This is a genomic window from Streptomyces sp. NPDC053432 (genome assembly GCF_055585365.1).
The window spans coordinates 58,052-83,805 of the sequence record NZ_JBVJKF010000024.1 but is presented as its reverse complement, the minus strand read 5'-3'; the positions used below and the strand labels follow the sequence as shown (position 1 = coordinate 83,805).

24 protein-coding genes are annotated in these 25,754 nt (G+C 73.5%); 15 read left to right on the top strand and 9 right to left on the bottom strand.

The genetic code is table 11. From position 1 onward, the window contains the following. Positions 1 to 4: 4 nt before the first annotated feature. The gene (locus ACZ6Y1_RS31070) at positions 5 to 583 is read right to left on the bottom strand and encodes a TetR/AcrR family transcriptional regulator (RefSeq protein ID WP_469637442.1); all 579 of its coding nucleotides are present in this window, start codon (positions 581 to 583) and stop codon (positions 5 to 7) included. Positions 584 to 673: 90 nt separating this feature from the next. Between ACZ6Y1_RS31070 and ACZ6Y1_RS31065 the strand changes: the two genes are divergently transcribed. Continuing rightward, on the top strand, positions 674 to 1,120 hold the full coding sequence (locus ACZ6Y1_RS31065) for an anthrone oxygenase family protein (RefSeq protein ID WP_469637439.1): 447 nt from the start codon (positions 674 to 676) through the stop codon (positions 1,118 to 1,120). A gap of 22 nt (positions 1,121 to 1,142) precedes the next feature. On the opposite strand, the gene ACZ6Y1_RS31060 is transcribed toward ACZ6Y1_RS31065, so the two are convergent. Beyond that, positions 1,143 to 1,727, bottom strand: coding sequence for an AAA family ATPase (locus ACZ6Y1_RS31060; protein WP_469637436.1), 585 nt, complete (start codon positions 1,725 to 1,727; stop codon positions 1,143 to 1,145). Between the two features lie 232 nt (positions 1,728 to 1,959). Between ACZ6Y1_RS31060 and ACZ6Y1_RS31055 the strand changes: the two genes are divergently transcribed. From ACZ6Y1_RS31055 to ACZ6Y1_RS31030, 6 genes are all read left to right on the top strand, one after another. Then, positions 1,960 to 3,081: a cytochrome P450 family protein gene (locus ACZ6Y1_RS31055; protein ID WP_469637433.1), complete on the top strand. Its 1,122-nt coding sequence runs from the start codon at positions 1,960 to 1,962 to the stop codon at positions 3,079 to 3,081. Between the two features lie 167 nt (positions 3,082 to 3,248). After that, positions 3,249 to 3,704: an RICIN domain-containing protein gene (locus ACZ6Y1_RS31050; RefSeq protein WP_469637430.1), complete on the top strand. Its 456-nt coding sequence runs from the start codon at positions 3,249 to 3,251 to the stop codon at positions 3,702 to 3,704. 345 nt (positions 3,705 to 4,049) lie between these two features. Then, a complete protein-coding gene (locus tag ACZ6Y1_RS31045; RefSeq protein WP_469637427.1) occupies positions 4,050 to 4,604 on the top strand; it encodes a PadR family transcriptional regulator in 555 nt (184 codons plus the stop codon). A 73-nt stretch (positions 4,605 to 4,677) separates the two neighbouring features. Continuing rightward, positions 4,678 to 6,408, top strand: a complete 1,731-nt coding sequence (locus ACZ6Y1_RS31040; protein ID WP_469637424.1) for an acyl-CoA dehydrogenase family protein — start codon at positions 4,678 to 4,680, stop codon at positions 6,406 to 6,408. Positions 6,409 to 6,546: 138 nt separating this feature from the next. Continuing rightward, positions 6,547 to 8,226 carry a serine/threonine-protein kinase gene (locus ACZ6Y1_RS31035; RefSeq protein ID WP_469637420.1) on the top strand — a complete coding sequence of 560 codons (1,680 nt, stop codon included), beginning with the start codon at positions 6,547 to 6,549 and terminating at the stop codon, positions 8,224 to 8,226. Positions 8,227 to 8,269: 43 nt separating this feature from the next. Continuing rightward, positions 8,270 to 9,538 (top strand): hypothetical protein, encoded by a 1,269-nt coding sequence (locus ACZ6Y1_RS31030; RefSeq protein ID WP_469637417.1) that lies wholly within the window; start codon positions 8,270 to 8,272, stop codon positions 9,536 to 9,538. 36 nt (positions 9,539 to 9,574) lie between these two features. Here the strand turns inward: ACZ6Y1_RS31030 and ACZ6Y1_RS31025 are convergent, their stop codons facing one another. The 3 genes from ACZ6Y1_RS31025 to ACZ6Y1_RS31015 form a co-directional block, all read right to left on the bottom strand. Further along, positions 9,575 to 10,147 carry an antibiotic biosynthesis monooxygenase gene (locus ACZ6Y1_RS31025; protein WP_469637414.1) on the bottom strand — a complete coding sequence of 191 codons (573 nt, stop codon included), beginning with the start codon at positions 10,145 to 10,147 and terminating at the stop codon, positions 9,575 to 9,577. Positions 10,148 to 10,212: 65 nt separating this feature from the next. Beyond that, entirely contained in the window at positions 10,213 to 10,557 is a 345-nt protein-coding gene (locus tag ACZ6Y1_RS31020) for a GNAT family N-acetyltransferase (protein ID WP_469637411.1), read from the bottom strand. 25 nt (positions 10,558 to 10,582) lie between these two features. Continuing rightward, on the bottom strand, positions 10,583 to 11,530 hold the full coding sequence (locus ACZ6Y1_RS31015) for a pirin family protein (protein ID WP_469637406.1): 948 nt from the start codon (positions 11,528 to 11,530) through the stop codon (positions 10,583 to 10,585). 98 nt (positions 11,531 to 11,628) lie between these two features. On the opposite strand from ACZ6Y1_RS31015, the gene ACZ6Y1_RS31010 reads away from it, so the two are divergent. Beyond that, on the top strand, positions 11,629 to 12,129 hold the full coding sequence (locus ACZ6Y1_RS31010; RefSeq protein ID WP_469637403.1) for a carboxymuconolactone decarboxylase family protein: 501 nt from the start codon (positions 11,629 to 11,631) through the stop codon (positions 12,127 to 12,129). 140 nt (positions 12,130 to 12,269) lie between these two features. On the opposite strand, the gene ACZ6Y1_RS31005 is transcribed toward ACZ6Y1_RS31010, so the two are convergent. Beyond that, the gene (locus ACZ6Y1_RS31005) at positions 12,270 to 13,682 is read right to left on the bottom strand and encodes an aminopeptidase P family protein (protein ID WP_469637400.1); all 1,413 of its coding nucleotides are present in this window, start codon (positions 13,680 to 13,682) and stop codon (positions 12,270 to 12,272) included. A 150-nt stretch (positions 13,683 to 13,832) separates the two neighbouring features. On the opposite strand from ACZ6Y1_RS31005, the gene ACZ6Y1_RS31000 reads away from it, so the two are divergent. The 3 genes from ACZ6Y1_RS31000 (at position 13,833) to ACZ6Y1_RS30990 (ending at position 16,946) form a co-directional block, all read left to right on the top strand. Continuing rightward, the gene (locus ACZ6Y1_RS31000) at positions 13,833 to 14,816 is read left to right on the top strand and encodes a LuxR family transcriptional regulator (RefSeq protein ID WP_469637397.1); all 984 of its coding nucleotides are present in this window, start codon (positions 13,833 to 13,835) and stop codon (positions 14,814 to 14,816) included. Between the two features lie 134 nt (positions 14,817 to 14,950). After that, positions 14,951 to 15,928 (top strand): MBL fold metallo-hydrolase, encoded by a 978-nt coding sequence (locus tag ACZ6Y1_RS30995; protein WP_469637394.1) that lies wholly within the window; start codon positions 14,951 to 14,953, stop codon positions 15,926 to 15,928. Then, a complete protein-coding gene (locus tag ACZ6Y1_RS30990) occupies positions 15,918 to 16,946 on the top strand; it encodes an RNA ligase family protein (RefSeq protein WP_469637391.1) in 1,029 nt (342 codons plus the stop codon). Before ACZ6Y1_RS30995 ends, ACZ6Y1_RS30990 begins: the two co-directional genes overlap by 11 nt. Here ACZ6Y1_RS30990 and ACZ6Y1_RS30985 read toward each other — a convergent pair whose 3' ends face one another. Further along, positions 16,947 to 18,347, bottom strand: a complete 1,401-nt coding sequence (locus ACZ6Y1_RS30985; RefSeq protein ID WP_469637388.1) for a hypothetical protein — start codon at positions 18,345 to 18,347, stop codon at positions 16,947 to 16,949. Positions 18,348 to 18,425: 78 nt separating this feature from the next. Here ACZ6Y1_RS30985 and ACZ6Y1_RS30980 point away from each other — a divergent pair, with 78 nt between their 5' ends. Beyond that, a complete protein-coding gene (locus ACZ6Y1_RS30980) occupies positions 18,426 to 18,803 on the top strand; it encodes a hypothetical protein (RefSeq protein ID WP_469637383.1) in 378 nt (125 codons plus the stop codon). A gap of 15 nt (positions 18,804 to 18,818) precedes the next feature. On the opposite strand, the gene ACZ6Y1_RS30975 is transcribed toward ACZ6Y1_RS30980, so the two are convergent. Both ACZ6Y1_RS30975 and ACZ6Y1_RS30970 read right to left on the bottom strand, forming a co-directional pair. Further along, positions 18,819 to 19,415: a hypothetical protein gene (locus ACZ6Y1_RS30975; RefSeq protein WP_469637380.1), complete on the bottom strand. Its 597-nt coding sequence runs from the start codon at positions 19,413 to 19,415 to the stop codon at positions 18,819 to 18,821. A 183-nt stretch (positions 19,416 to 19,598) separates the two neighbouring features. After that, positions 19,599 to 19,922, bottom strand: a complete 324-nt coding sequence (locus ACZ6Y1_RS30970; protein WP_469637377.1) for a plasmid stabilization protein — start codon at positions 19,920 to 19,922, stop codon at positions 19,599 to 19,601. A gap of 194 nt (positions 19,923 to 20,116) precedes the next feature. On the opposite strand from ACZ6Y1_RS30970, the gene ACZ6Y1_RS30965 reads away from it, so the two are divergent. From ACZ6Y1_RS30965 to ACZ6Y1_RS30955, 3 genes are all read left to right on the top strand, one after another. After that, a complete protein-coding gene (locus ACZ6Y1_RS30965) occupies positions 20,117 to 22,312 on the top strand; it encodes a SpoIIE family protein phosphatase (RefSeq protein ID WP_469637374.1) in 2,196 nt (731 codons plus the stop codon). A 455-nt stretch (positions 22,313 to 22,767) separates the two neighbouring features. Continuing rightward, positions 22,768 to 25,254, top strand: a complete 2,487-nt coding sequence (locus ACZ6Y1_RS30960; protein WP_469637371.1) for a molybdopterin oxidoreductase family protein — start codon at positions 22,768 to 22,770, stop codon at positions 25,252 to 25,254. Beyond that, positions 25,251 to 25,751: a hypothetical protein gene (locus ACZ6Y1_RS30955; RefSeq protein WP_469637368.1), complete on the top strand. Its 501-nt coding sequence runs from the start codon at positions 25,251 to 25,253 to the stop codon at positions 25,749 to 25,751. Before ACZ6Y1_RS30960 ends, ACZ6Y1_RS30955 begins: the two co-directional genes overlap by 4 nt. Positions 25,752 to 25,754: the final 3 nt, after the last annotated feature.

Below are 25,754 nucleotides of genomic sequence, written 5' to 3'. Positions count from 1 at the left end.
GGCGTCAGACCACGGCGAGCCGGTCCACCAGCAGTTCCACCCGCTGCTCGGTGAGCTCCGCAGGCAGCCGCCCCGCCCGGGTCAAGGTGGCGAGCCCGTGCAGGGCCGCCCAGAACGTCTCGGTGAACAGCCCCGGGTGGACCCCGTCCCCGGCGGCCCCGGCGAGGGTTTCCAGCAGGGCGGCGAAAGCGTCCTTCAGCGGCTCCGGGGTGTCCTCGCGGGCGAACGCCAGGCCGCCGTCGAGCCGGAACATGGCGTCGTAGACCGCCGGGTTGCGCTCGGCGAAGTCGAGGTAGGTGCGGGCGAGCGCGGTGACCCGGGTGCGGGTGCCGTCCGCCGCGGCGGTCGCGGCCCGCAGTGCCGAGGCCATCTCGGAGGCGCCTTCGAGGGCGACGGCCCCGATGATCTCGCGCTTACCGCGGAAGTGGCTGTAGAGGACGGGCTGGCTGTACTCGATGCGCTCGGCCAGCCGGCGGGTGGTGACCGCGTCCCAGCCCTGCTGCTCGGCGAGTTCGCGGGCCGTGGCCACGATGAGGCGCTCGCGGTCCGCCCGTTCGCGCTGCTTTCGTTCCTGTACCGACATGATTCGATCCTAGCACCGCTAGACAATCGAGCGACAGTAGAGCTAGCGTTGCCTCACCAGCTAGCAGCGCTAGATCCCGGAGGGGTCCTCATGCTCAACGCACTCGAGGTGTTCACGACCGTGGTCGTCGGCCTGATGGTGGGGGTGGAGTTCTCCGTCGCCTTCGTCATGAACCGGATCTTCAGCGCCCTCCCCGAGGACAGCGACCAGCTCGCCCGCTCGCACGGGGGCCGGATGCTCGGCGCCCTGATGCCGTTCTGGTACATCGGCTCGCTCGTCCTCGCGGCCGTCTGGGCCGTCACGGCATGGCACCGCCCCGGCACCGGTCTGGTCGTCATCGCCGGCGCGCTGTTGATCCTCAGCGTGATCATGTCGGTCCTGCTGCTCGTCCCGATCAACAACCGGGGCAAGACCTGGACGCCCGAGAACCGGCCCGCCGACTGGAAGGAGCAGATGAACCGCTGGGACCGCTACCACTACGTCCGCGTCGCCGTCATCGTCGCCGCCTTCACCCTGCTGGTCACCGCCCTCGTGTGAACCCGAGGCCGCGGCGGTCCGCTCAGGGGGCCGCAGGGGGCTCGAAGCGGATCTCGGTGATGCGCTCCCGCTGCCCGCGATCGAGCGCCACGACGGAGCGGAACCCCGGAACCCCGGCCGGGCCGCCCCGGTCCACCTGCCTCAAGAGCCTGACCAGCCCCCGCTGGTGACGGGCGAACACCCGGCGCGACGCCAGCCGCCGACGGGCCCGCTGACCCGACAGGGCCTCTCGGGGGCCGACGTCCAGGACCACCATGTGCAGGGTGCGCCCGGCCCCGCGCGCGGTACCGGCGAGCCATCGGCGCATCCAGCTCCTGCTTCCGCAGTCGTGGATCAGCAGAGGGCCGCCGCGGCGCATCTCGTCGCGCAGCCGGCACATGTGCATCAGCCGCGCCCAGGGCCGGTAGAGCGCGTAGGGGAGCCACGCCGGCATCCACGCCTCGAAGGAGGTGCGCGTGTCGCGCGGGTCGACCACGGAGGCCGAACCGGACCATGCGCGCAGCAGCGTGCTCTTACCGCTCCCGGGAAGCCCGCAGACCACGACCGCCGCGTCGAACGGGTACGAGAGCCACACGTCCCGGCCGGCCGCCCCGCGCAGATCGAGCACTCCGCGCGGGTCTATCAGACGGCTCGGATCCGAGTCACGGCGCCGTTCGGCAGCCGGCCGGGGGACCGGCAGGCTTCCGAGCGGGTCGGCGCTGAGGGGTGCAGTCACAGGTGCGAGCCGTCCGTACGAGGTCCAGAGGACTCCGACAGTACGTCACCCGTTCGGGGGACGCCTTCACCCCACCGGCTACCGTGGGAGGAGGCGGGCCGGGGCCTGCGGAGGGGGTGGCGGGATGAGGCATTCGGGGCGGGGAAGCGGTGTCAGCAGCGCCGGAGGGCGGGCCGGCTACCTGGTCACCGGCTACGCGGAAGCCCGGCAGGCCCTCGGCGACGCCCGTCTCTCGAAGGACACGGTCGCCTTCTTCGCGGGCGGGGAATCGCGGCGCCGCCTGCATCCGGCGGTCGCCCACAGCATGCTGGCCACCGACCCGCCCGGGCACACCCGGCTGCGGAAACTGGTGACCAAGGCGTTCACGACCGGGGCGGTGAACGAACTGCGTCCCTTCATCGCCCGGGTCACCGACGAACTGCTGGACCGGTGGCCCGTAGGCGAGCCGATCGACTTCGTGGCCCGCCTGGCGGTGCCGCTGCCCGTCATCGTGATCTGCCGGCTGCTCGGAGTACCGCGGGCCGACCGGCCCGCCGTCCAGGGCTGGTCCGCCGAGCTGTTCGCGGCGGGACAGCCCGAGGTCATCGACGCCGCCTCGCACGCGATGGCCGGTTACATGACGGACCTCATCGCCGCCAAGCGCCGGGACCCCGGCGGCTCGCTCCTCGACCGGCTCATCTCGGCCCGGGACGGAGAGGACCGTCTGAGCGAGGAGGAACTGGTCTCCCTGGCCGTGCTGCTGCTCGTGGCCGGACACGAGACCACCACCAACACCCTCGGCAACTCCCTCCTGGCGCTGCTCCGGCACCCGGCGGCCCTGGACCGCCTCCGGGAGAACCCGGACGGGATCCCCGCCGCGCTGGACGAACTGCTCCGCTTCGACTCGGCGGTGAACACGGCCACTTTCCGGTTCGCCACGGAGCCCGTCACGCTCGGCGGCACCGAGATCCCGGCCGGTGTCCCGGTCGTCGTCGCGCTGGGGGCGGCCAACCGGGACCCGGCCCGGTTCCCGGCGCCGGACCACCTCGACCTGGACCGGGACGCCGCCTCCCACCTCGCGTTCGGCCACGGGATCCACCGCTGCGTCGGAGCCCCCCTGGCCAAGGCCGAGGTGGAGATCGCCCTGCGGGCGGTGCTGACCCGGTTCCCCGCCATCCGCCTCGTCGTACCGCCCGACCGGCTGCGATGGCGTCCCACCCGCCTCGTCCGCGGGCTGGCCTCGCTTCCCGTCCTGACCGCGGGCTGACTGTGCCATCCGGCACCGGAGCGGCCGCTCTGCTGTGCAGGGAGTACCTGGGCGTTCACCACGGTGCGATCTAGATTCACCTCGCGTCGAGAGCGTTCTTCGAAGGGCGGGAAGTCGCCGCTCCGCGAAGGCGTGACCAAAATCGATTTCACCATGGGGGAACGAACATGCTGAGGTTCAAGAAGTCCGGACTGACGGCGCTCGGGGGAGCGGCCGCGGCCGCGACGGCGCTTCTGGGGCTGGCCGCGGCGCCGGCCTCCGCGGCGACCTACGGGAAGCTGATCAACACGGCGACCGGGTACTGCCTGGACGGCAATGGCACCGCGGCGTACATGCACAGCTGCAACGGCGGCAACTACCAGCAGTGGGCCCTGGAGAAGAAGGCGAACGGCTACTACCAGATCAGGCAGTCGTCCACACTGAAGTGTCTGGACGTGAACAGCAACGGGGTGCGCATGAACCCCTGCAACGGTGGCCGTTACCAGGAGTTCGACCTGTCCACCAACACGTACGGCTACCGCCTCGTGAACAGCCAGTGGGCCAAGTGCCTGGACAGCAATGCCGTCCCCGCCCTCTACGTGGGCACGTGCAACACCGGCAACTACCAGCGCTGGCACCGCTGATCCGCTGACATGGGGTGATCCGTTCGCCCCGGACCCGACCCACGCGCGCGCGGGCCGCCACCATCCGGTGGCGGCCCGCGCTGTCGTTCGTCTCCACCGGTACCAGTCGTGCGTCCCCGCCCTCGTCCGCGAGGGGCCGGGCGAGGCAGTCCGTCAGGTCCCGGCCCGGCTCCGTCGGCGGGCTCGCGGAAATTCAACCTCGCCACACGCCTGACCTGCTACTTCTCGCCACATGTGCGCAGCTCAGGGCGACCGGAACACGAGCGACCCCGGCCGGGGTGAGCCGCGTCTCATCGGGGGAGCGGCCCTTGTCTATGCAACGAGTTGCATAGAAGGATCGGGGGCATGGCACTTGAGCACGCGATCCTCGTCTCCCTGCTGGAGAAGCCGGGTTCGGGATACGAGCTGGCCCGCCGGTTCGAAAGGTCCATCGGCTACTTCTGGACCGCGACCCACCAGCAGATCTACCGCGTGCTCAAGCGCATGGAGGGCGACGGCTGGCTCGACGCCCGCGAGGTGCCCCAGCAGGCCAGGCCCGACAAGAAGGTGTACTCCGTCGCCGCCGACGGCCGGGCCGCCCTCGCCGCCTGGCTGCACGAACCGATCCAGCCCGACAGCGTCCGGCACGAGCTCGCCGTGAAGATCCGCGGCGCGGCCTTCGACGACCCGGCCGCGCTGATCCGCGAGGTCGAACGGCACCACCAGGCGCACCAGGACCGGCTCACGCACTACCTCGCGGGCGAGCTGCGGGACTTCACGGGCCCGGAGGCTCCCGCGGCGCGCGACGCCGGACAGGAGCTCCAGCACGTGGTGCTGCGCGGGGGCATCGCCTACGAGCGGATGCAGCTCGCCTGGCTGGAGGACGTACTCGCCACGCTCCACCGGCTGGCCGCCCGCTGACGGCCCGCCCCGCCCCGCCCCTCACCGCATTCCTTCCGCACCCCTCTCATCCCCGGCTGAAAGGCGAAGCTCCATGAGCGATCCGCTGCTGTTCAACCCGCGCACCTACGACCCGGCGCACTTCGACCCCGAGACCCGCAGGCTGCTGCGCGCCACCGTCGACTGGTTCGAGGACCGCGGCAAGCGAAAGCTGATCGAGGACTACCGCACCCGCGCCTGGCTGGCGGACTTCATCGCCTTCTCCGCGAAGGAGGGGCTCTTCGCCACCTTCCTGACCCCGGCGCCCGCCGCCGGCGAGGGGGAGCCGGACAAGCGCTGGGACACCGCGCGGATCGCCGCGCTCAACGAGATCTTCGGCTTCTACGGCCTGGACTACTGGTACGCCTGGCAGGTCACCATCCTCGGCCTCGGCCCGGTCTGGCAGAGCGAGAACGCCGCCGCCCGCAGCCGTGCCGCCGAACTCCTCGCCCAGGGTGAGGTGTTCGCCTTCGGTCTCTCCGAGAAGACCCACGGCGCCGACATCTACTCCACCGACATGCTGCTGGAGCCGTCCACCGACGGATCCGGCGGATTCCGGGCCACCGGCTCCAAGTACTACATCGGCAACGGCAACGCCGCCGGCATGGTCTCCGTCTTCGGCCGCCGCACCGACGTCGAGGGCCCCGACGGCTACGTCTTCTTCGCGGCCGACAGCCGCCACCCCGCGTACCACCTCGTGCAGAACGTCGTCGACTCCTCCAAGTACGTCAGCGAGTTCCGACTCGCGGACTACCCGGTCCGCGCCGAAGACGTCCTGCACACCGGCCGCGCCGCCTTCGACGCGGCCCTCAACACGGTCAACGTGGGCAAGTTCAACCTCTGCACCGCCTCGATCGGCATCTGCGAACACGCCATGTACGAGGCCGTCACCCACGCGCACGGGCGCATCCTCTACGGCCGCCCCGTCACCGCCTTCCCGCACGTGCGCCGGGAGCTGACCGACGCGTACGTCCGGCTCGTCGGGATGAAGCTGTTCAGCGACCGGGCCGTCGACTACTTCCGCTCCGCCGGTCCCGAGGACCGCCGCTACCTCCTCTTCAACCCGATGACGAAGATGAAGGTGACCACGGAGGGCGAGAAGGTCATCGACCTGATGTGGGACGTCATCGCCGCCAAGGGCTTCGAGAAGGACACCTACTTCGCCAACGCCGCCGTCGAGATCCGCGGACTGCCCAAGCTGGAGGGCACGGTCCACGTCAACCTCGCGCTGATCCTCAAGTTCATGCGCAACCACCTGCTGGCCCCGGCCGAGTACGCGCCCGTGCCGACCCGCCTCGACGCGGCCGATGACGCCTTCCTCTTCCAGCAGGGCCCGGCCCGCGGCCTGGGCTCCGTACGCTTCCACGACTGGCGTACCGCCTACGACGCCTACGCGGCCGTGCCCAACGTCGCGCGCTTGCGCGAACAGGCCGACGCCCTGTGCGAGTTCGTCGAGATCGCCGCCCCCGACGAGCAGCAGAGCCGCGACCTCGACCTCCTCCTCGCGGTGGGCCAGCTGTTCGCCCTGGTCGTCCACGGCCAGCTGATCCTGGAGCAGGCGCGCCTCACAGGCCTGGACGAGGACGTGCTCGACGAGCTGTTCGGCGTTCTGGTCCGCGACTTCTCCGCGCACGCGGTCGAGCTCCACGGCAAGGAATCCGCCACGGAGGCCCAGCAGGCATGGGCCCTGGCCGCGGTGCGCCGCCCGGTTGTCGACGCCGGGCGCACGGCCCGCGTCTGGGCCCGCGTGGAATCCCTGGCCGGGGCGTACGAAATGGCGCCCTGACCCGGTGCGCGGTCCGGGCGGACGAGTCCCACCGGGTGGGCCGTCCGCCCGGACCGGGCGCACGCGCACACAGGCGAACGCCTACCCTGGTGCACTCCACGTGGCGGTTCGAACAGTGCGAAGAACGGGGTGCGACAGGTGACGGGGGCGAACGGGGCGGATCTGGTCGGCGAGGTTCTGGGCGGGCGGTACCGCGTGACCGGGACGATCGGCCGCGGTGGCATGGGCGTGGTCGCCCGGGCGGTGGACCAGTTGCTGAACCGCGAGGTCGCCGTCAAGGTCCTGCGGGCCTACACCGACGCCTCCCCGGCCGAACTGGCGGAACTGAGGGTCCGGATGCAGCGGGAGGCGCAGGCCGCCGCCCGTATCCGGCACACCGGCGTGGTCACCGTGCACGACGTGGTCGAGGAACAGGGCCTGCCGGTCATCGTCATGGAACTGGTCGACGGGCCCTCCCTCGACGCGGTGCTGGCCGAGCGCGGCTCACTGGATCCGCGCGAAGCGGCCCGGATCGGCGCCGAGCTGATGGACGCCCTCGACGCGGCACACCGGGCCGGGGTCCTCCACCGGGACGTCAAGCCCGGCAACGTACTGCTCGAGCGCGGCGGCCGGGTCGTCCTCACGGACTTCGGCATCGCCAGCATCGATACCCCCGGCGACGAGGCCCTGGCCCAGCTGACCCGGGCCGGTCAGATCGTCGGCTCTCTCGACTACCTGCCGCCGGAGCGCGCCCAGGGCCGGGTACCGGGTGCCGCGTCGGACATCTGGGCGCTCGGCATGACGCTGTACGCGGCGGTGGAGGGCGCCTTTCCCTTCCGCCGCACGTCGGTGTGGTCCACGCTGGCGGCGATCGTCGGCGAACCGCTGCCCGAGCCCCGGCGCGCCGGACCGCTCACCCCGGTGCTGCGGGCGCTGATGGCCAAGGACCCGCTGCAGCGGCCCGACGCCGCCCAGGCGCGCGAGATGCTGGAGGCGGTGGCCGCCGGCAGGGAGGCCGGCCTCACCGCGGCCCCGGCCCAGGCCGCGCTCCCGTCCCCGGCCCAGCCCGCGGTCCCGCCCCCGGCGCCCGTGCCGCAGGCCGCCGTCCCGCCGGGCTTCGGCCCCGCCCCGGCCGCGCCGTTCGCGCCGCCCGCCGTTCCCTACCCGGCCGGCCCGTACGCGATCCCGCCGTCACCGGGCGCCGGGCAGCCGGGCATGGCGCCCGGCACGCCCCCCGCTCACCACGGCGGTTCCGAGACCCGTCCCACGACGGTCGGGGCGCGGCGCCGCCGCACCCGCACGATCGTCGCCGTGGCGGTCACCACCGTCCTGACCTGTGGCGGAGTCGCCTACGCCCTGATGGACACACGGGGCACCGGGGGCGGCGGCGGGTCGAACACGGCGCTGCCAACGGCACGCACGACCGACGGTCCCGCCTCCCCGGCGGGCCGGACGTCCGCCGGCCCCTCCAAGAGGCCGGAGGGCCGGACGACCGCGGCCACGCCGCCCCCGACGGCCTCCCGGAAGGCGACGCCCAGTGCCACGGTGAAGGAGCCCACCCCGGTCTCGACGGCCTGCACCGGCTGGGCCCACTCGAACCGCAGCGACGGCTCCGGCCGCGCGGCCCAGAACACCCACCTCTACACCGGGCCCTACGCGGAGTGCTCCACCGTCACCGAGGTCGCCACCGGCACGAAGCTCTACTACCACTGCTACGTGACCAATGCCCACGCCAACAAGTGGATCTACGCCCGGATCTCGGGCACGAACACCGAAGGCTGGGTGTTCGCCGACAAATCCACCCTGGACAGCGGCGCCCTCGCCCGCTGCCAGGGCTGAATTCGTTTGATCCGGTCCCGGCCGGGGCCCATGATCAGGGGTGATGAGCAACGCATTCGACGACGTCCGGCGCCACGTGGCGGCCGGCGACATACCCGGCGCCGTCCGAGCACTGCGCCCCCTCGCGGACACGGCCGCACTCGGTGACCTCGCGGGCGAAGTCCGCCCGCTCGCCGAGGCCGTCGGCTTCGATGACCTCGCCAAGGCGGCCAGAAAGGCGGCCCGGAAGCCCGGCGACCCGCGCAGGCTCTACGAGTTCGGCTACCTGTGCATCGAGCACGGGATAGCCTTCGCCGCCGTACCGGCCATGCGCGAGGCACTGCGCCTGGCCCCGGGCTCGGCCCGGCGGATCCTGTCCGAGCTGGTCGCGGCCCTGGAGGCGGAGGACCGGCACGCCGAGGCGACGCGGGAACTCCTGCGCCACGAAACCCTCCTCGAACCCTGGCCCGGTCATTACCTGGTCGCCTACAACGCCCTCCTCTCCGGCGACCTCGCCACCGCCCGCGACCGGGCCGCCGGCCTGCCCGCACCCGACGACGACACCTGGAGCTGGGCGCACGGCCGGCTGCGCCGCATGCTCGACCGGGCCGAGGCCGCCGCACGCGTGGCCCCGCTGGACGCCACGGACCTGCGCGGCTGGCAGTTCGTGCTCACCGGGACCCTGCTCGGCACGCTCTCCCCGCACGGCTTCGAGGTCATGACGGGCCGTTACGCCTACCTGAGCGACAGCTACGAGGCCTGCCGGCGCGGCCTGGACCGGCTGTCGGCAGCCCTGGACGCGGCCGGACACCGCCCGGACGCGGTGAGCGCGCTCCCGGGCCGTTCCGACGCCATCCTCGCGCTGGCGGCGGCGGAGGTCCTGGGGCTGGAAACGGTCCCGTACGACCCGGACCGTCCGGGCACCCTGCTCGTGGCCTACGACCTCAGTGAGCACGAGGAGGACGTACAGGCCGGACTGCGCGACCGCGCGCCCGGTCAGGTCCTGTACGAGCACGCGAGCCGCTGGACCGAACCCGGCACGGTTCCGGCCGACTTCAGCTGTCTGCAGCGGCAGGTCGGCTCCGAGCCCTGGGGCGGGCAACTGAGCGTGGACGGCCGCGGCGAGGCGGACAGCCGGCATCCGGAGGCGATCGCCCGCGACATCGTGACGGCCGACGGCGCCGACGCCGACCCCGGCGACGGTTCCGCTCCCGCGGAGGCGGACACCGACGCGGCGTTCCGCGCCTTCGCCGCCGCGATCGCCCCGCTCTGGCTCACGGGCCCGCGCGCAGCCGTCCACTCGGCGGGGCCGGTCCGGAGCAACCGCTTCTGAGCCGGTGGAGCAGGGTCGACCCGGCCCGCCGGGGCGCTACGCGGTGAGCCAGCCGCGCAGGAGTCTGCTCACGGCGGGCATCGCCGCATACGTCATGAGCACGTTGAACACGGCGGCTGTGACCAGGCTGTTGAGCAGGAGGGGGAGTGCGGTCAGGTGCGGCATCAGGAAGAGGCCGCCGAGCACCGAGATCGGGTAGATCGCCAGCGTCGCGCTGATCGCCATCTTCCACCGGGGCGGCGCCGGCCGCGTGGAGCCCGGCTTGGCGAACCACGTCTCCATGCCGGTCAGGTGGCGCCGGGCGATCTCGGTGTGGTGGTGTCCCTCGCAGTCGGCGAACCAGGCCGCCCGCTCGGGGGACTCCTGCCAGGCCCGGCAGGCCTCCGCGTCCCTGAAGCGGTGCACGAGGAACCAGGGGGCGTCGCCGCCGGAGGAGCGGAAGAGCCCGTACCCGAGGTGGCCGGGGAAGCTCGCGGCACTCTCCAGGATGCCCTTCGCCCACAGCTCGAAGTCGGCCTCGTGGCCGGGGTCGACCCGCCGGGCTATCAGAAGGGTCACCTCACCGGCGTCGGCGGGGACGGTTGAGTGCTCAAGGCTGACAGCGGTCACACGTACTCCTCATGATCACACCGCGCCCGGCCCCACTCTACGCGCCGTACGGTTCCGCCACGGGCTCAGCGCCCCAGCACGCCGTCGAGCCAGGTGAGGATCTCGGGGGTCACGGGATCCGTGATGTCGTCGAACTCCTTGTGCTTGGTGAGGAACTTGGCCACATACGGGCAGACCGGCACGATCCGCATGCCCGATGCGCGGACGTCGGTGAGGGCCTGCTCGACGAGGACGGCGGCCAGCCCCTGACCTGCGTGGGCGTCGTCGATCTCGGTGTGGAAGAAGACCCGGCGGCCGTCCTGGTCGCGGTAGGCGGTCAGGCCCGCACGGTCGTCGCCGACGAGGATCTCGTAGCGGTGACGGGCGTCGACACGGCGGACGAGGGGGGCCTGGGTGGTCCGGTCGCTCATGGTGAAAGGCCTTTCGGTACGGGGTTCAGCTGCGGGCGGGGTTCTTGCGGGGTGCGATGACGGCGTTGGGCAGCGCCGGGGCGGGCAGCCGGTCGCCGGGGTAGCCGTCGACGCCGCCGAAGCGGTCGGAGGCGCTCTCCCACTCCTCCCGCGCCTCGACGATGTCCTGGTGGCTGCGGCCGATGAAGTTCCACCACATCACGATCTCCTCCTCGAAGGGCGGGCCGCCGAGGAGGACCGTCCGGGCGGGGCGGTCCGACGCGTTGGTGAGGGTGAGGGTGGTGCGGCCGGGGGAGGCGTAGCCGAGCTCGGCGGGGCGCAGGTCGGTCCCGTCGAAGCGGACGTCGCCCTCGTCGACGAGCAGGCCGTGTTCGAACACCGGGTCGACGTCGAGGGTGACCCCGGCGCCGGCGTCGATGACGATTTCGGCGCCGAGGAGGGGGGTGAAGGTGGGCACGGGGGAGGTCTCGCCGGCGAGGGTGCCCAGGAAGACCCGCAGTTCCGCGCCGTCCACGCGCAGCCGCCCGGGCGCGTGGTGCTGGAAGTCGCGGGGGGCGTGGCGGTGTTCGCCGGGGAGGGCCACCCAGAGCTGGACCCCGTGCAGGACGGTGGTGCCGGGAGTGGACACCTCCGTGTGGCTGATGCCGTGGCCGCCCGTCATGAGGTTGAGCTCGCCGGGCCGGACGAAGGCGTGCGTGCCCAGACTGTCGCGGTGCTCGATCTCCCCGTCGAACAGCCAGCTGACGGTCTGCAGCCCGGTGTGCGGGTGGGGGGCGACGTCCATGCCGCCGGAGTCGGCGACCCGGTCGGGCCCGTAATGGTCGGCGAAGCACCAGGCCCCGATGAGGGTCCGGGCCCGCTGCGGGAGCGTGCGCCGTACGGTCATCGCTCGCGGGCCGCCCAGCGGGACGTCCCGGGCGGTGAGGACCTCGGTACCGGCGCCGGCCGCGGCCTCGACCTCCGTGTGATCCATCTCCCGGCCCCTCTCGCACCCAAGTAGTTCCGCTTTCAACAATCATGGGTGATCATAGTCGCGAAGACGACCCGCGACAACAGGCGAAGGAGCACAGGATGATCGAGACGGAACAGGCCACGCAGGCCCCCGGGGCCACCGGGCGGATCTACCTCGACAAGCAGAGCCCCGCCGCGTACCAGGCGCTGGTCAGGGCCGCCGACACCGTCCGCACGACGGCGGCGGAGGCCGGCCTCGACCGGATCCTGGTCGAGCTGGTCAACCTCCGCGTGTCCCAGCTGAACGGCTGCGCCTACTGCCTCGACGTCCACACCCGCGCCGCGCTGCGCGCCGGGGAGAGCGACCGGCGCCTCGGCGTGCTCGCGGCCTGGCGTGACACCGAGCTCTTCACCGCCAGGGAGCGCGCCGCCCTCGCCCTCGCGGAGGCCACCACCCACCCCGGCGACGCCCTCGCCCAGGAACGGGCGTACGCGCAGGCACGTGAGGTGCTGGACGACGGCGAGCTCTCGGCCGTGGTCTGGGTGGCGATCACGATCAACGCCTTCAACCGCGTCTCGATCCTCAGCAAGCACCCGGTACGGGCGACACCCGGCCGCTGAACCCCTCCTCGAAGCGGCAGCAGCTCGGCGGGCGGCCCCGCGGGCAGGCGGGAGGACAGCCCCATGCCGATGCCCCGCGCGGCGCGGAAGACGAAGCCCCGGTGCCACGCGGGCGGCACCGGGGCTCCCGGACTCCCGTGTCAGCCCGCGACGCGGGCCATCCACGCCTCGACCTCGTCCGACGAGCGGGGCAGACCCGCAGAGAGGTTCTCGTAACCGTCGGCCGTCACCAGCAGGTCGTCCTCGATCCGGACCCCGATGCCGCGCCACTCCTGCGGCACCGTCAGGTCGTCCGGCTGGAAGTACAGGCCCGGCTCCACCGTGAGCACCATGCCCGGCTCCAGCACGCCGTCGACGTACTCCTCGTTGCGGGCCTCGGCGCAGTCGTGGACGTCCAGGCCGAGCATGTGCCCGGTGCCGGCCATGGTGAAGCGCCGCTGCAGACCGAGCTCGTACGCGCGCTCCGCCGGGCCCTCGATGAAGCCCCACGCGACCAGCTGCTCCGCCAGGTACCGCTGCGCCGCCCTGTGGAACTCCCGGTACGCGGCTCCCGGCTTCACGGCGGCCATGCCCGCCTCCTGGGCCCCGTGCACGGCGTCGTACACCTTGCGCTGCACGGGCGTGAACGTGCCGCTGACCGGCAGGGTGCGGGTGACGTCGGCGGTGTAGAGGGTGTGCGTCTCCACACCGGCGTCGAGCAGGAGCAGCTCGCCCGGGCGTACCGGCCCGTCGTTGTCCGTCCAGTGCATGATCGTGGCGTGGTCGCCCGCGGCGCAGATCGAGCCGTAGCCGACCGAGTTCCCCTCCAGCCGGGCGCGGCGGAAGAAGGTGCCCTCGATCCACCGCTCGGAGGACGCGACCGCCCGGGAGAGCTCGCCCACGCAGTCGGTGAAACCGCGCACGGTGGAGTCCACCGCCTTGCGCATCTCGCCGATCTCCCACGCGTCCTTGACGAGGCGCAGATCGCTCAGGGCCTCCTCGAGTGCGGCGTCGCGCTCCGCGTCGGTGGTGACGGCAGCCTCCAGCACCGGGTCGATGCCGCGGACGATGCGGGTGGGCGCGTCGCTCGCGGCGGCCAGCTCGCTCGCCGCCGTACGGACGTCGCGGCAGGCCAGGCCGAGCCGGCGCTCGGACTCGGCGAGTGAGGAACGCCGGCCCATCCACAGCTCGGCGGTGTAGCCGAGCCAGAACTCGTCCGTGTCACGGCCGTCCCGCGGCAGCTGGTAGCAGTACGCGTCGTGCCCGCCGTCCGGTCGGGGTTCGAGGACGAGCGCGCCGTCGCGGGCCTGGTCCCCGGTCATGTGGACGTAACCGGAGTACGGGCGGAACGGGTACGTGTCGTCGTTCGAGCGGGCCTTGAGGTTGCCGGACGGGACCACCAGCCGCTCGCCGGGGAAGCGCGCCGAGAGTGCGGCGCGTCGGCGGGCCGCGTACGGGGCCTGCTCGTCGAGCGGGACGTCGCGCCGTTCGGTGTCCGCCCAGCCCGTCTTCATGAGAGCGGACAGCTCTTCGGAGACCCCCGAGTAGAGGCCGTTCTTCCGACCCTTCGCCACGTCGTGCACCTTCTTCCGGATGGGTTCGACTGCCGCGCGAGGCCTCGGCGACACCCGGACGGTACTGCGGCACGGCGCGCGGGGGAGGAGCTGTGGTGTCAGTGGCACTGATCAGCCACCGGCGCCTCGCGGGCGTCGATAATGCCGTACATGGCGAACACGAAACTGGGCGAGGCCCTGCGGCTGCTGGGGATCGACCCGGCGGCGGGCCGCGTGTACCTGGCACTCCTGGAACTGGCCCCCGCCCCGCTCGGCGCGATCGGGGAGGCGGCCGGACTGGACGGCGCCGGGCTCGCCGCGGCCTACGGCGAGCTGGTCGACGCCGGACTGGCCAGCGCCGCCGAGGAGGGCGCGGACGTCGTGGCGCCGGTGCCGCCCGCCGCCGGCCTGGAGATCCTCGCGCGGCACCGGGCGGCGGAGCTGGAGGAGTCGCGGATCACCGTGGGCGGCGCGTTCGAGTCGTTCCGCCGCCAGCGGCTCGCGGCGTACAACGACAACCTCGTCGAGGTGGTGACGGGTGACGCCATCGGCCCGAGGATGCGCCACGCGTGGGCCAGCGCCCGCGAGCAGATCCGGCAGCTGGACTCGCCGCCGTACTTCCCGCTGGTCGGCGCCACCGACGACGCGCTGGCGACGCTCGCCCGCGGCGTGACCCAGCGGGTGGTCTATTCGAGGGCGTCGCTGGAGGTGCCCGGGCAGCTGGAGACGGCGATCGAACCGTGCATCGAGGCCGGCGAGCAGGCCAAGGTGGCGCCGTCGGTGCCGGTCAAGCTGGTGATCATCGACGAGGCGTACGCGCTGGTGTCCCTGTCGATCAGGGAGGCGGACGTGCACAACACGATGCTCGTGGTGCAGCCGTGCGGGCTGCTTTCCGCGCTGCTCGCCCTGTTCGAGCAGACCTGGCAGACGGCCCTGCCCCTGCACGGCCGCACCACCCGCCCGGCCGGCCTGCCGCCGGCCGACCGCCGACTGCTCCGTCTCCTCGCCGGAGGCGCGAGCGACGAGGTCATCGCCCGTGAACTGGGCGTCAGCCGGCGCACGTTCTTCCGCCGGCTCCAGATCCTCATGGCCCGACTGGGCGCCGAGAACCGCTTCCAGATGGGCATCCAGGCGCAGCGGTGCGGATGGCTGTGAGCGGGCCCCCGGCCCCGCCGGGGAAGGCGACCGGCCGCCCGCCCGCGGAAAAACCACCGGCCGACCGGCGGCACCGGCCGTTACGATCGGGCGCTCACCTTGACCGCGGCGGCTCGACGGAGGCACCGGCACCGATGGCACAGGCCCCCGGGCGGACCCCCGCCCACCCCGAACTGCTGGAGCGGGGACACCCCTTCCGCCAGTGGAAGACCTGGCGCATACCGGGCACCGAGCTGACGCTCACCGGGTATTCGCGCGCCAACGACAAGACGTTCTTCCACGTTCCCGAACTGCGCTGCGCGCTCGACGCCGGCCTCGTGGAAGGCCGGCAGCCGGAGACGGTCTTCCTCACCCACACCCACCACGACCATTCCAAGGACCTCGACCACCTCGCCGCAAGGCCCGCGGGCGTCGACATCCACCTCCCCGCCCCCGCCGTCCCGTACGTGGAGCGCTTCCTGCGGGCCTCCGCCGAACTCAACCACGGCACGGCATACGATCCGGCCCTCGCCGCGAACTGCCGGCTGCACGGCGTGCGCGGCGGCGACGAGTTCACCTTCGGCCGCCGCGGGCACCACGTACGCGTGGTCGAGTGCGCGCACAAGGTGCCGTGCGTGGGCTATGCGTTCTCCGAGCGCCGCAGGGAACTGCTGCCCGAATACGCACAGTTGCGGCGCTCCCTCGCCGAGCAGGGCAGGGGGGCCGAGCTCGGGCGCATCCTCGCCCAGCGCCGCAAGGAGGGCGCCGAGGTGGAACAGGAGGTGCTGAAGCCGCTGTTCGCGTTCCTCGGCGACACGCACGTGAGCGTCTTCGAGGACAACCCGTGGCTCTTCGCCTACCCCGTGGTCATCACCGAGTGCACCTACCTCGACGACGCGGAGCTGGACCGGGCCGACCGGGTCGGGCACACGGTGTGGAGCCGGCTGCGGCCCGTCGTCGAGGCCCACCCGGACACCCTCTTCGTCCTCACCCACTTCAGCCTGCGCCACTCGGACCAAGAGGTCCTCGCCTTCTTCGCGGACGAGCGCCCCGACAACGTGCTCCTGTGGGCGCACCCCGACAGCCAGCTGCCCGAACAGCACCAGCACGGCGGCGGTCGGCATGGCGGCTGACAGCGGCTGGTCGCCGTACCCCAAGATCCCCTCCCGGGTCCGGCTGGGCGAGACGCCGGCGGCCCGGGAGTGGGTCGCCTCGGAGAAGGTCCACGGGGCGAACTTCGCCGTCGTCTGCGACAGGGCCGGAGCGCGCCCGGCCAAGCGCCGTGAACTGCTGGGCGAGAGCGGCCTCGACGACTTCTTCGGCGTGGGACGGATCTGGCCGGGCCTGGCCGTTGCCGCGGAGCGCTGCGCCGCCGCCCTGCGCCGCGCCTACGGCACCGGCCCCTCGGCGCCGGTCACGGTCTACGGCGAACTGGCCGGCGGGCGGTACCCGCACCCGGACGTACCGCCCGACCCGGGTACGGAGCCGGTGCAGACCGGCGTCTGGTACGCGCCCGGGCTGCTCTGGCTGCCGTTCGACGCCACGGTCGAGGCGGCCGGGGACGGAACCCGCTGGGTCGGCGACCGGGCGCTGCGGGAAGCGGCGGGCGCCGCGGGCCTGCACTGCGCCCCGCTGATCGCCCGGGGAACGCTCGCCCTGGTGCAGGAGCGGACGCCGGTGTTCCCGACCCGCGTGCCGGCCCTGCTGGGCCTGCCCCAACTGCCCGGCAACCTCGCGGAGGGGCTCGTCGTCAAACCCGCCGAAGGGTGGGGGAGTCCTGACGGCACGGGCCCCGCCGCGCGCCCGGTGGCCAAGTTCAAGCACCCCTCCTTCGCCGAGGACGACCGCTTCGACGGCTCGCGCCCGTACCGCGCGCCCGCCGAGGGCGCGGCGGGAGTGCCCGGCTGGCTCCTCGGCCAGGCCGCCGTGCTGCTCACCCCGGCCCGGGCGGCGGCGGCCGTCAGCAAGCTGGGGCCGCGTACCCCCGTCGAGGAGGTCGCCGCCGAGGTCGTCCGGGACGCGGTGGAGGAGGCCGCCGAGGCCCTCGGCGGCCTGGACGACGGTCTCGCCCCGGCCCTGGAGCGGGCGCTGCACGCCGGTGCGCTCACCCTCGCGCGCTTCGACGCGGCCGACCGGCGGCGGACCCCGTAGTCACTGCCCGGCCAGCGTGTCGTGCAGCCGTCGGGCCTCCCTGAGGAGCCGGGACGAGCCCGGCCGCTGCGCCAGGGCGGTCACCTCGGGCAGTTCGCCGCGGGCCCCCGACAGCCGTGCGGCCTGCGCCGCGACGGCCAGCAGCGCGCCGTGCGCCCGCGGCCGGGTGCGGGCCAGGAGGGACGGGAGCGCGTCGGCCAGGACCGCCCAGACCGCCGCGGCGCCCGCCGGGTCGGCGGCCGCCGACCCCAGCGAGTCGGTCAGCAGGTCGACCTTCAGCGTGCCCAGTCCCACGAGTTCGACGAGCTCCCGGCCGAGCAGCCCCGCGTCGAGCCCGCCCCGTTCGGCCAGCCGGAGGAGCGCCCGTACGGCGGCCTCCCGGTCCTCCCGGGGAACCGAGGCGAGCCCGTAGGCGACGGCGAGGTGCACGGCCGGTCCGGCCGGTCCGCCTGCGTCGGCGAGGGCCTCCAGGAAGGCGGGAGCCCCGCGGCCGCCGTCCTGGTCGGCCGCCGACGCGACGCCCGTCAGCAGCCGGGCCGCGGCGATCTCCGGGTGCCAGGGCAGGGCCGCGACCGTGTGGGCGTCCCGGAAGGCCTCCAGGGACCGGTGCGGGCAGGAGATGCCGGGCTCGAACTTCCGGAACAGTGACCAGAACCGCCGGGGGAACTCCCCGCGGCCCTCGATCGCCTCGTGCCCCACCAGGATCCGGCGCCCGGCGCGCGCACCCCGCCGCCTGCTGGGGCGTTCCGCCACGCCGGACTCGCGCTCCCGCCACCCCGCCGGCTGCGGCAGCCCGCCCCGCCGCAGCCAGTCGGCCACCCGGCCTGCCTCCCCGAGGTCCAGCTTCTCCGCGGCGCGCACGGCTGCGCCGTCGACGGGGCCGCCGCACCGGAGCAGAGCCTGCCCCAGGTCCGCCGGCCCGGGCCGCACCCCGAGGCGCGCGTACCGTGCGAGCCGTTCGACCAACTGGCTCGGCTCCACCGCGCCGGTCGGCCCGCTCGGCACGGACAGCGGGAACGGGACGGGGTCGCCGGACCGCAGCCGTGCCTGGAGCTCGCCCGCCCGTGCCCCCGCGACGTAGTCCAGCGCCACGTGCTGGCACAGTTCGAGCCAGCCCGCCCCGGCGTCCTCCCAGGACTCCCCGGCGCGTACGGGTCCCACCGCGGCGCCGACGATGCCCGCGAGGCGCGCCACCTGCGGGTCCGGCCGCGCCGCGCACTCCAGGGGGACGGAGCTCAACGCCGCGGTCAGCGACTCCCGGTCCCGGTGGGCGTGCACCGTTACGGCGCTGAGCAGCCGTTCGAACGTCTCCACGCCCGGGTCGCGGCGGCCGGCCAGGACGGCCGCGACCTCGTCGGCGAGCGCACCGGTTGACGGAACGGCGTATTCCCCCTCGATCATGGATCGCAGGTTAGACGGTCCCACCGACATCGCCGATGACGGCTGGTTCGACGGCCGTCGGTGAAAGGGGGCTCAGAGGTGGCTGGGGCGGAAGGATGGGCGTACGGGCTGGTCAACTGCATCCTGTACCAGGCGATGTACCACGGGGGCGGCGCGGGGCTCGACGACGAGCTGGTGCGGCGGTACGCGACGGCCATGCAGGTCGAACCGATCTCCGACCGGCCCATGGGGGAGCAGGTGGCCGCGCTGCGGGCGGTGCTGACGCGGGACGCGCCCCTGGCGAGCACCTTCGACCCCTACCCCGGCCAAGAGCCCTTCGGGGAAGCCGAGTTCCGCGCCTTCCTGTCCCGGCTCGCCGACGAGCTCGAATCCCGCGGGCCCTGGCCGTCCGCGGCGAAGCGCCGCGAGGGCCGGCGCCGGGCACTGTTCACCCGGCGCAGGCGCCTGCCCGAGTGACAGGGCGACCGGCCGTCAGCGGTAGCGGGCCGCCTCCGCCGCGAAGGCGGCGGCGTGGGCGGCGGGCGAGGCGAGCAGGGCGACCCACGAGCCGTCCGTGAACTCGATGTCCATCCTCCCCTTCTGGATCATTCCCCTGGGATTGACCCGCAGGGTGGCGACGGCCTGCCGGGGCGCATCCCACGCCTGCCGCATCACGGGGGTGAGCTGCCACAGCGGCGATACGTCGGCCAGGGCGAGCCAGCGCCGGTCGGTGACGGCGAGCACGCCGCCCGTGGCCGAACCGCGGGCGCCGGCGAGGCTGATCACGAAGTGTCCGGCCGCGCTCTGCCAGCCGCCCTCCATGCTCTTGCCGTGCATCATGCGGGTACCGAGGTCGTCCACCGCGTCCGGCAGCCGGTCCACGGCGTTCGCGGCGGCCGCGGGCCGGGACCGGCCGGGATCGAGCAGACGCGACCGGGTCAGCCGGCGCAGGGGCTGGGGCAGTCTCTCCTCGATGCGCCGCTGGAGCTCGGAGGGCTGGGGCGGGGGCACCAGCGACTCGGGCGGAGTCGGCACCCCCGGACCCAGTTCGTAGGAACACGCCGCGACGAGCTGCTCTTCCCTGTGCATGAACGGTCGTACCTGTTCACGCCTCTCCGCGTCCACGGTCAACGCGCATGCTCCTTCATCCTGTTACCGGCCGTCGCTCGCTCTCGCTCGCTCGTGTGCATTCTGCTCGATGCGCGCGCAGTCATGATCACCGGGTGCGTGTCACGACGGCTTTCGCGACGGCTCCCCGCGGAGGTACGGGCTTCAGCGGCCCAGTGCGCGCTTCAGCTCGGCCTTGTCCATCTGTGAGCGCCCCCTGATGTTGCGCTGCCGGGCCTCGTTGTACAGCTGGTCCTTCGTGGGGCCCTGGGCGCCGCTGTGGGACCGCATGCCGCCACGCTTCGGCGCCGGCATGTCCTCGAGGGACGAGCGGCTGGCGGTCTTGGACTCGCCGGCCTGGGCACGTTCCTTGTTCACCGTCCGGGCGGCGATCTCCTTGGCGCGGTCCTCCGGCTCGCCGCGCCGTTCGGCGGACTCCTTGATGTGTTCGTACTGGCGCTCCCTCTTCGGGGAGGATCCACGGGGCATGGCGATCTCCTTTCCCTCTCGGGTCGCCTACCCGCATCCGGCGCGTTCACGTCGGCCGGATACCGGACGCCTTCCGTTTCAGGCCCGGCGGTCCGGGCACGCGGCTGGTATGGACGGGCCGTACCGTGCGCGAGCAGCCGTACCCCCGGAGTCCGGTGCCGCGTCCGCAGGGCGACCGTCCCCGGAGGTGAGTCTTGACCGGCCGCGGTGACCACTCGAGCGATGGCGGCGCCGGTGCGGAACCGGCACCGGCGCATACCGCGCCGCTCGACGGCGCCCTGGCCGAGACGGTCCGGCGTACCGGAGCCTCCGGCGGCGCCGTGTACCTGTGGGAGCGGACACGGCGGGGCAGCCTCGCGCTGACGGTGCTCTGCGGCATTCCGCTGGACGTGGCCCGCCCCTGGCAGCGGATACCGGTGGACGCCCACACCCCGGTCGCCGACGCGGTCCGCGAGGACCGGCTCGTGTGGGTCGGCTCCCAGGCGGACCTCGCGCACACCTATCCGCGCGTCGCCGTGCCCCTGCCGTACCAGTTCTCGCTCGCGGCCGCCCCGCTGCCGAGCCGCCGAGGACCGTGGGGAGCGCTGCTGCTGATGTGGCCCGCCCGGCACCCCGTGGACGCCACCCGCCGCGAACTCGACCACATCGCCGCGGAAGCCCGCCGCCTCGCACGGATCCTGGACGGCACCGGGGCCGGGACCGGGACCGGGTCGGGGACGGGGACCGCCATGGCCATGGCCCCCGAACAGCCGCGCGTCGTCCCGGCCGCACCGCCGCGCCGCAACGCCGGCCCCGAACCCGCCGCGGACTGGGCCGAGCGGCTTCCCGAAGGCGCCATGGCCCTGGACCTGGAGGGACGGATCACCTTCCTCGACGGCACCGCCGCGGAGCTGCTCGGCCGCAGCGCCGCCCAACTGGTCGGCACCCGGCCCTGGCAGTCCCTACCCTGGCTCGACGTCCCCCTGGTCGAGGACCGCTACCGTACGGCCGTGATCAGCCGGGAGCCGGTCGAGATCACCACACCCAGACCACCCGACGGCCGTCTGCGCCTCGAACTGTATCCGGACGCCAGCGGCATCAGCGTCCGCATCACCGACCCCGACGCCGCCGCGCCGGAGCAGCCCGCCCCCGCCCCCGGCTCCGGCCGCCCCCGGCCGGGGCCGGCCGAGCCCGGAGTCGAAGTGGGGCGGGTCTTCCAGCTCCTGCACCTGTCGGCCGCCCTGACCGAGACCATCGCCGTCCGCGACGTCGTCGATCTCGTCGCCCACCAGATCCTCCCGGCGTTCGGGGCGGACGCCCTCGTCCTCTCCGCGGCCGACGCCGGCCGACTGAAGATCACCGGCCACCACGGATACGACCAGGCAGCCATCGACCGCCTCGACGCCCTGCCCCTGGACACGGAGCTGACTCCCGCGGGGCGGGTGCTCACCACGGGCGCCCCGGCCTTCTTCGGCAGCCCCCGCGAAATGGCCCACGCCTATCCCCGCGCCCCCTTGCTGAGCGACAAGCAGGCCTGGGCCTACCTGCCCCTGATGATCTCCGGCCGCCCGGTCGGCTGCTGCATCCTCTCCTACGACCGGCCGCACGCCTTCACCGCGGACGAACGCGCCGTCCTCACCTCGCTGGCGGGCCTGATCGCCCAGGCACTGGACCGCGCCCGCCTGTACGACAGCGCCCACGACCTCGCCCACGGCCTCCAGCAGGCACTCCTCCCGCACCGCCTGCCCACCGTGCCCGGACTCGAGATCGCCGCACGCTACCTGCCGACCGGCCACGGAATGGAGATCGGGGGCGACTTCTACGACGTCATCGTCCTGGACGCCACCACCGTGGCCGCCGTCATCGGAGACGTGCAGGGCCACAACGTCGCAGCGGCCGCCCTCATGGGGCAGCTGCGCACCGCCGTCCGCGCCACCGCGGGCGCGCCGCCCGACGAGGTCCTCTGCCGCACGGCCCGCCTCCTGGAGGGCCTGGACACCGAACTCCTGGCCTCCTGCCTGTACGCCCACATCGACCTCGCGGCCGGGCTGGCCACCCTCGCCAGCGCGGGACACCCGCCGCCGCTGCTGCAGGTACCCGGCAGCCCGCCACGCCGCGTCGATCTCGATCCGGCCCCGCTGCTCGGGGCCGGTGCCCCCGCACCCTGCCCGGTCACCCGGCTGGAGCTCCCGCCGGGCACGCTGATCGCGTTCTACACCGACGGCCTGGTCGAGAAGCCCACCGCCGCCGGCGTCGACGCGGAGCGGGGCACGGACGCGCTCGCCTCCGTCCTCGCCGCCAACGCGAGCAGCCGCCTCGACGACCTGGTCGAGGCCGTGCTCGACAGCTCCGGCCCGGCCTCCCGCACCACCGATGACATCGCGCTGCTCCTCCTGCGCACCCTGGGCTGACCTGGATCCCCGGGCGGGTGGAGCGGTCACCCGTGCGGTCGAACGGCCCGCCGCCGGTGGGTCCAGAACCAGACCGCCGCGGCGGCGCCGCCCACGGCGCCCGCAGCCGTGCCGACGGCCCGGGTCCTTCGGTCCCGGAGCCCGGCCCCACGCCGGCCGCTGCTGCGGAGACTTCCGCGCACGGCCTGGACCAGGCCCTTCGTCCCTTCGGCCAGCGGGGCAGGCAGCAGGGTCAGGCTCCGCGGCACCCGTTCACGGGTCCGCCCGGTCCGGCCCGCGCCGGACCGGGCGGGCACGGCCGCGGCATCGTCGTATTTCCTCGAGGCACTCATGCCCTCCCGTGTTCACCTCGAAGACGTGCCGCAAACCCGGGCGGACGAGCCGTCGGTTGAGCGGGGGGATCGGGGGTAGGCGCCGTGAGCCGTGCACACCCCCGGCTCCGGTGGAGGTGACCCGTGGAGGAATCGGTGGACCGCATCGCGGACCCGTGGGGGGCCCGTACCCCGTACGCCCCCGGCACGGACTGGCCCGAACGCACGGACACGTACCTGGAGCCCGGCACGACTCCCTCCGACGTCGAGCACTGGACACAGGCGGCCTCCGTCCTGCACTCGAACGGCGACGCCATGGACATCGCCGTCCGCGGCGGGCGCATCGTCGGAGTGCGGGGCCGTGCCGCCGACCGGGTCAACCGGGGGCGTCTCGGTCCGAAGGACCTGTTCGGCTGGCAGGCCAACGCCTCACCGGACCGCCTCACCCGGCCCCTGGTCCGGGAGGGCGGACGACTGACCGAATGCGACTGGGACACGGCCATGGAGCGGGTGGTGGCGCGGTCACGTGAACTCCTCGACCGGAGGGGACCCGGATCGATCGGCTTCTACACCAGCGGCCAGCTGTTCCTGGAGGAGTACTACACCCTGACCGTGATCGCCCGCGCCGGGATCGGCACCAACCACCTCGACGGCAACACGCGGCTGTGCACGGCCACCGCCGGCGAAGCCCTGAAGGAGTCGTTCGGCTCCGACGGGCAGCCCGGCTCCTTCGGGGACGTGGACCACGCCGACGTGATCGCCCTGTTCGGGCACAACGTGGCCGAGACGCAGCCCGTCCTGTGGTGCCGCATGCTGGACCGGCTCGAAGGCGCCGACCCGCCGCTGCTGGTCTGCACCGACCCGCGGCCCACCCGGGTGGCCCGGCGCGCCGCGGTCCACCTGGCACCCCGGGCCGGGACGAACGTCGCCCTCCTCAACGCCCTGCTGCACGAGGTCATCCGTACCGGGCGCGTCGACCACGACTACGTGGAGGCGCACACCGTCGGCTTCGAGGAGCTGGAGAAGCAGGTCGCGTCGTGCACCCCGCAGTGGGCCGCCGACGTCTGCGACGTGCCCGCCGCCGCCATCGTGGAGGCGGCGGAGATCCTCGGGGGCGCCGAGCGGCTGCTGTCCACCGTGCTGCAGGGCGTCTACCAGTCCCACCAGGCGACGGCCGCCGCCGTACAGGTCAACAACCTGCACCTGATCCGCGGCATGCTCGGCCGGCCGGGAGCGGGAGTCCTCCAGATGAACGGGCAGCCCACGGCCCAGAACACCCGGGAATGCGGAGCCGACGGCGACCTGCCCGGCTTCCGCAACTGGCAGAACGACGAACACGTCGCCGACCTCGCCCGCATCTGGAACGTCACCCCGCAGGACATCCCGCACTACGCGCCCCCGACACCGGCGATGCAGATCTTCCGCTACGCCGAGCAGGGGTCGATCGGGCTCCTGTGGATCAGCGGCACGAACCCCGCCGTCTCCCTGCCGGACGTCGCCCGCATCCGGTCCCTCCTCGCCCGGGAGGGGCTGTTCACCGTCGTCCAGGACCTGTTCCCCACCGAGACCGCGCAGCTCGCCGACGTCGTCCTCCCGGCGGCCGCATGGGGCGAGAAGACCGGCACGTTCACCAACGCGGACCGCACCGTGCACCTGAGCGCGAAGGCCGTGCAGCCGCCCGGCGAGGCCCGGCCCGACCTCGAGATCTTCCTGGACTACGCGCGGCGCATGGACTTCCGGGACAAGGACGGCCGGCCGCTGGTCACCTGGGACCGCCCCGAGGCCGCGTTCGAGGCGTGGAAGCGCTGCAGCGCCGGCCGTCCCTGCGACTACACCGCCCTGACCTACGACCGGCTGCGCGGCGGCAGCGGGATCCAGTGGCCGTGCGACGCCGGCCACCCGGACGGCACCGAGCGCCTGTACACCGGCGGACCGTCCTGGGCGCACCCCGACACCGGCGAGAGCTACGGCAAGGACCTCGTCACGGGCGCCTCGGTGGAGGCGGTGGAGTACCGGTCCCTCAACCCTGACGGCAAGGCGGTCATCAAGGCCGCCGCATACCTGCCCCCGCACGAGGAGACCTCGCGGGAGTACCCGCTCCAGCTGACGACCGGCCGTACGCTGTACCACTTCCACACCAGGACCAAGACGGGCCGCGCGCCCCAGCTGAACGCGGCGGCCCCCGACGTCTGGGTCGAGATGTCACCCGCCGACGCGGCCGCCCACGGTCTCGGCGAGGGCGACCTCGTGGACGTGACCACCGCGCGCGGCTCCCTCCGGGGCCGGCTCAGGGTCACCGGCATACGCGACGGACTGGTCTTCGTGCCGTTCCACTACGGGTACTGGGATACCCCGGAGGGACACCGTCCGCCCGACGGCGGGCCCGGCAGAGCCGCCAACGAGACCACGCCGACGGACTGGGACCCGGCCTCCAAGCAACCACTGTTCAAGCTCGCCGCGGCCCGGGTCCAGCTGGTGGAGAAGGGCGGCGCCACCCCGGCCCCCGCCCCCACGACGACGGCCTCGGCCCCTCACGACACCGGCGTCCCGGCCACCATCGGCGGCCCCTGGGCACACGCCACCCAGACGGCCGGCGGACAGGACGGCGACGGGGACGGGAGGCGGACGTGAACGGCATCGCCCTCACCCTGGGCGCCCTGCGCGACGCGGAACGGCGTCTGGAGCAGGAGCTGCTCGCCACCGCGGAACGGTACGCGGACGACCCCGAAGTCCACTTCATCGGGGCCGATCTGGCCCGCTGGTCCCACCTGCACGCGGCCCGGCTCGCGGAGGCCGCCCAGGAGCACGGCACCCCGTCCGCCACACCGTCGCGCGGCACCGGCACCGTCACCGGCGCGAGGGCGGAGGGAAGTCCGGTCGACGCCCTCGCAGCCTCCGACGGCGGTTCGGGGGAGGGCCTGGTACTCCTGCGGGACCTCGCGGCGCTCCACCTGGCGGCCGCGGAGTGCTCGCTGCTCTGGGAGATGCTCGGCCAAGCCGCCCGGGCAAGCCGTGACGAGCCCCTCCTGGACCTGGTGTCGTCCTGCCACCCCCGGACCCTCAGACAGCTCCGCTGGACCAACACCATGATCAAGAACCGTTCGCCGCAGGTGCTCACGAGCTCGTAGCCG

Coding starts and splice junctions, on each gene's coding strand:
- ACZ6Y1_RS31050 (WP_469637430.1), top strand. CDS start 3,249: ATGCTGAGGTTCAAGAAGTCCGGACTGACGGCGCTCGGGGGAGCGGCC.
- ACZ6Y1_RS31010 (WP_469637403.1), top strand. CDS start 11,629: ATGATCGAGACGGAACAGGCCACGCAGGCCCCCGGGGCCACCGGGCGG.
- ACZ6Y1_RS30995 (WP_469637394.1), top strand. CDS start 14,951: ATGGCACAGGCCCCCGGGCGGACCCCCGCCCACCCCGAACTGCTGGAG.
- ACZ6Y1_RS30970 (WP_469637377.1), bottom strand. CDS start 19,922: ATGCCCCGTGGATCCTCCCCGAAGAGGGAGCGCCAGTACGAACACATC.
- ACZ6Y1_RS31045 (WP_469637427.1), top strand. CDS start 4,050: ATGGCACTTGAGCACGCGATCCTCGTCTCCCTGCTGGAGAAGCCGGGT.
- ACZ6Y1_RS31020 (WP_469637411.1), bottom strand. CDS start 10,557: ATGAGCGACCGGACCACCCAGGCCCCCCTCGTCCGCCGTGTCGACGCC.
- ACZ6Y1_RS31055 (WP_469637433.1), top strand. CDS start 1,960: ATGAGGCATTCGGGGCGGGGAAGCGGTGTCAGCAGCGCCGGAGGGCGG.
- ACZ6Y1_RS31070 (WP_469637442.1), bottom strand. CDS start 583: ATGTCGGTACAGGAACGAAAGCAGCGCGAACGGGCGGACCGCGAGCGC.
- ACZ6Y1_RS30990 (WP_469637391.1), top strand. CDS start 15,918: ATGGCGGCTGACAGCGGCTGGTCGCCGTACCCCAAGATCCCCTCCCGG.
- ACZ6Y1_RS31015 (WP_469637406.1), bottom strand. CDS start 11,530: ATGGATCACACGGAGGTCGAGGCCGCGGCCGGCGCCGGTACCGAGGTC.
- ACZ6Y1_RS31040 (WP_469637424.1), top strand. CDS start 4,678: ATGAGCGATCCGCTGCTGTTCAACCCGCGCACCTACGACCCGGCGCAC.
- ACZ6Y1_RS31030 (WP_469637417.1), top strand. CDS start 8,270: ATGAGCAACGCATTCGACGACGTCCGGCGCCACGTGGCGGCCGGCGAC.
- ACZ6Y1_RS30975 (WP_469637380.1), bottom strand. CDS start 19,415: ATGCACAGGGAAGAGCAGCTCGTCGCGGCGTGTTCCTACGAACTGGGT.
- ACZ6Y1_RS30985 (WP_469637388.1), bottom strand. CDS start 18,347: ATGATCGAGGGGGAATACGCCGTTCCGTCAACCGGTGCGCTCGCCGAC.
- ACZ6Y1_RS31000 (WP_469637397.1), top strand. CDS start 13,833: ATGGCGAACACGAAACTGGGCGAGGCCCTGCGGCTGCTGGGGATCGAC.
- ACZ6Y1_RS31065 (WP_469637439.1), top strand. CDS start 674: ATGCTCAACGCACTCGAGGTGTTCACGACCGTGGTCGTCGGCCTGATG.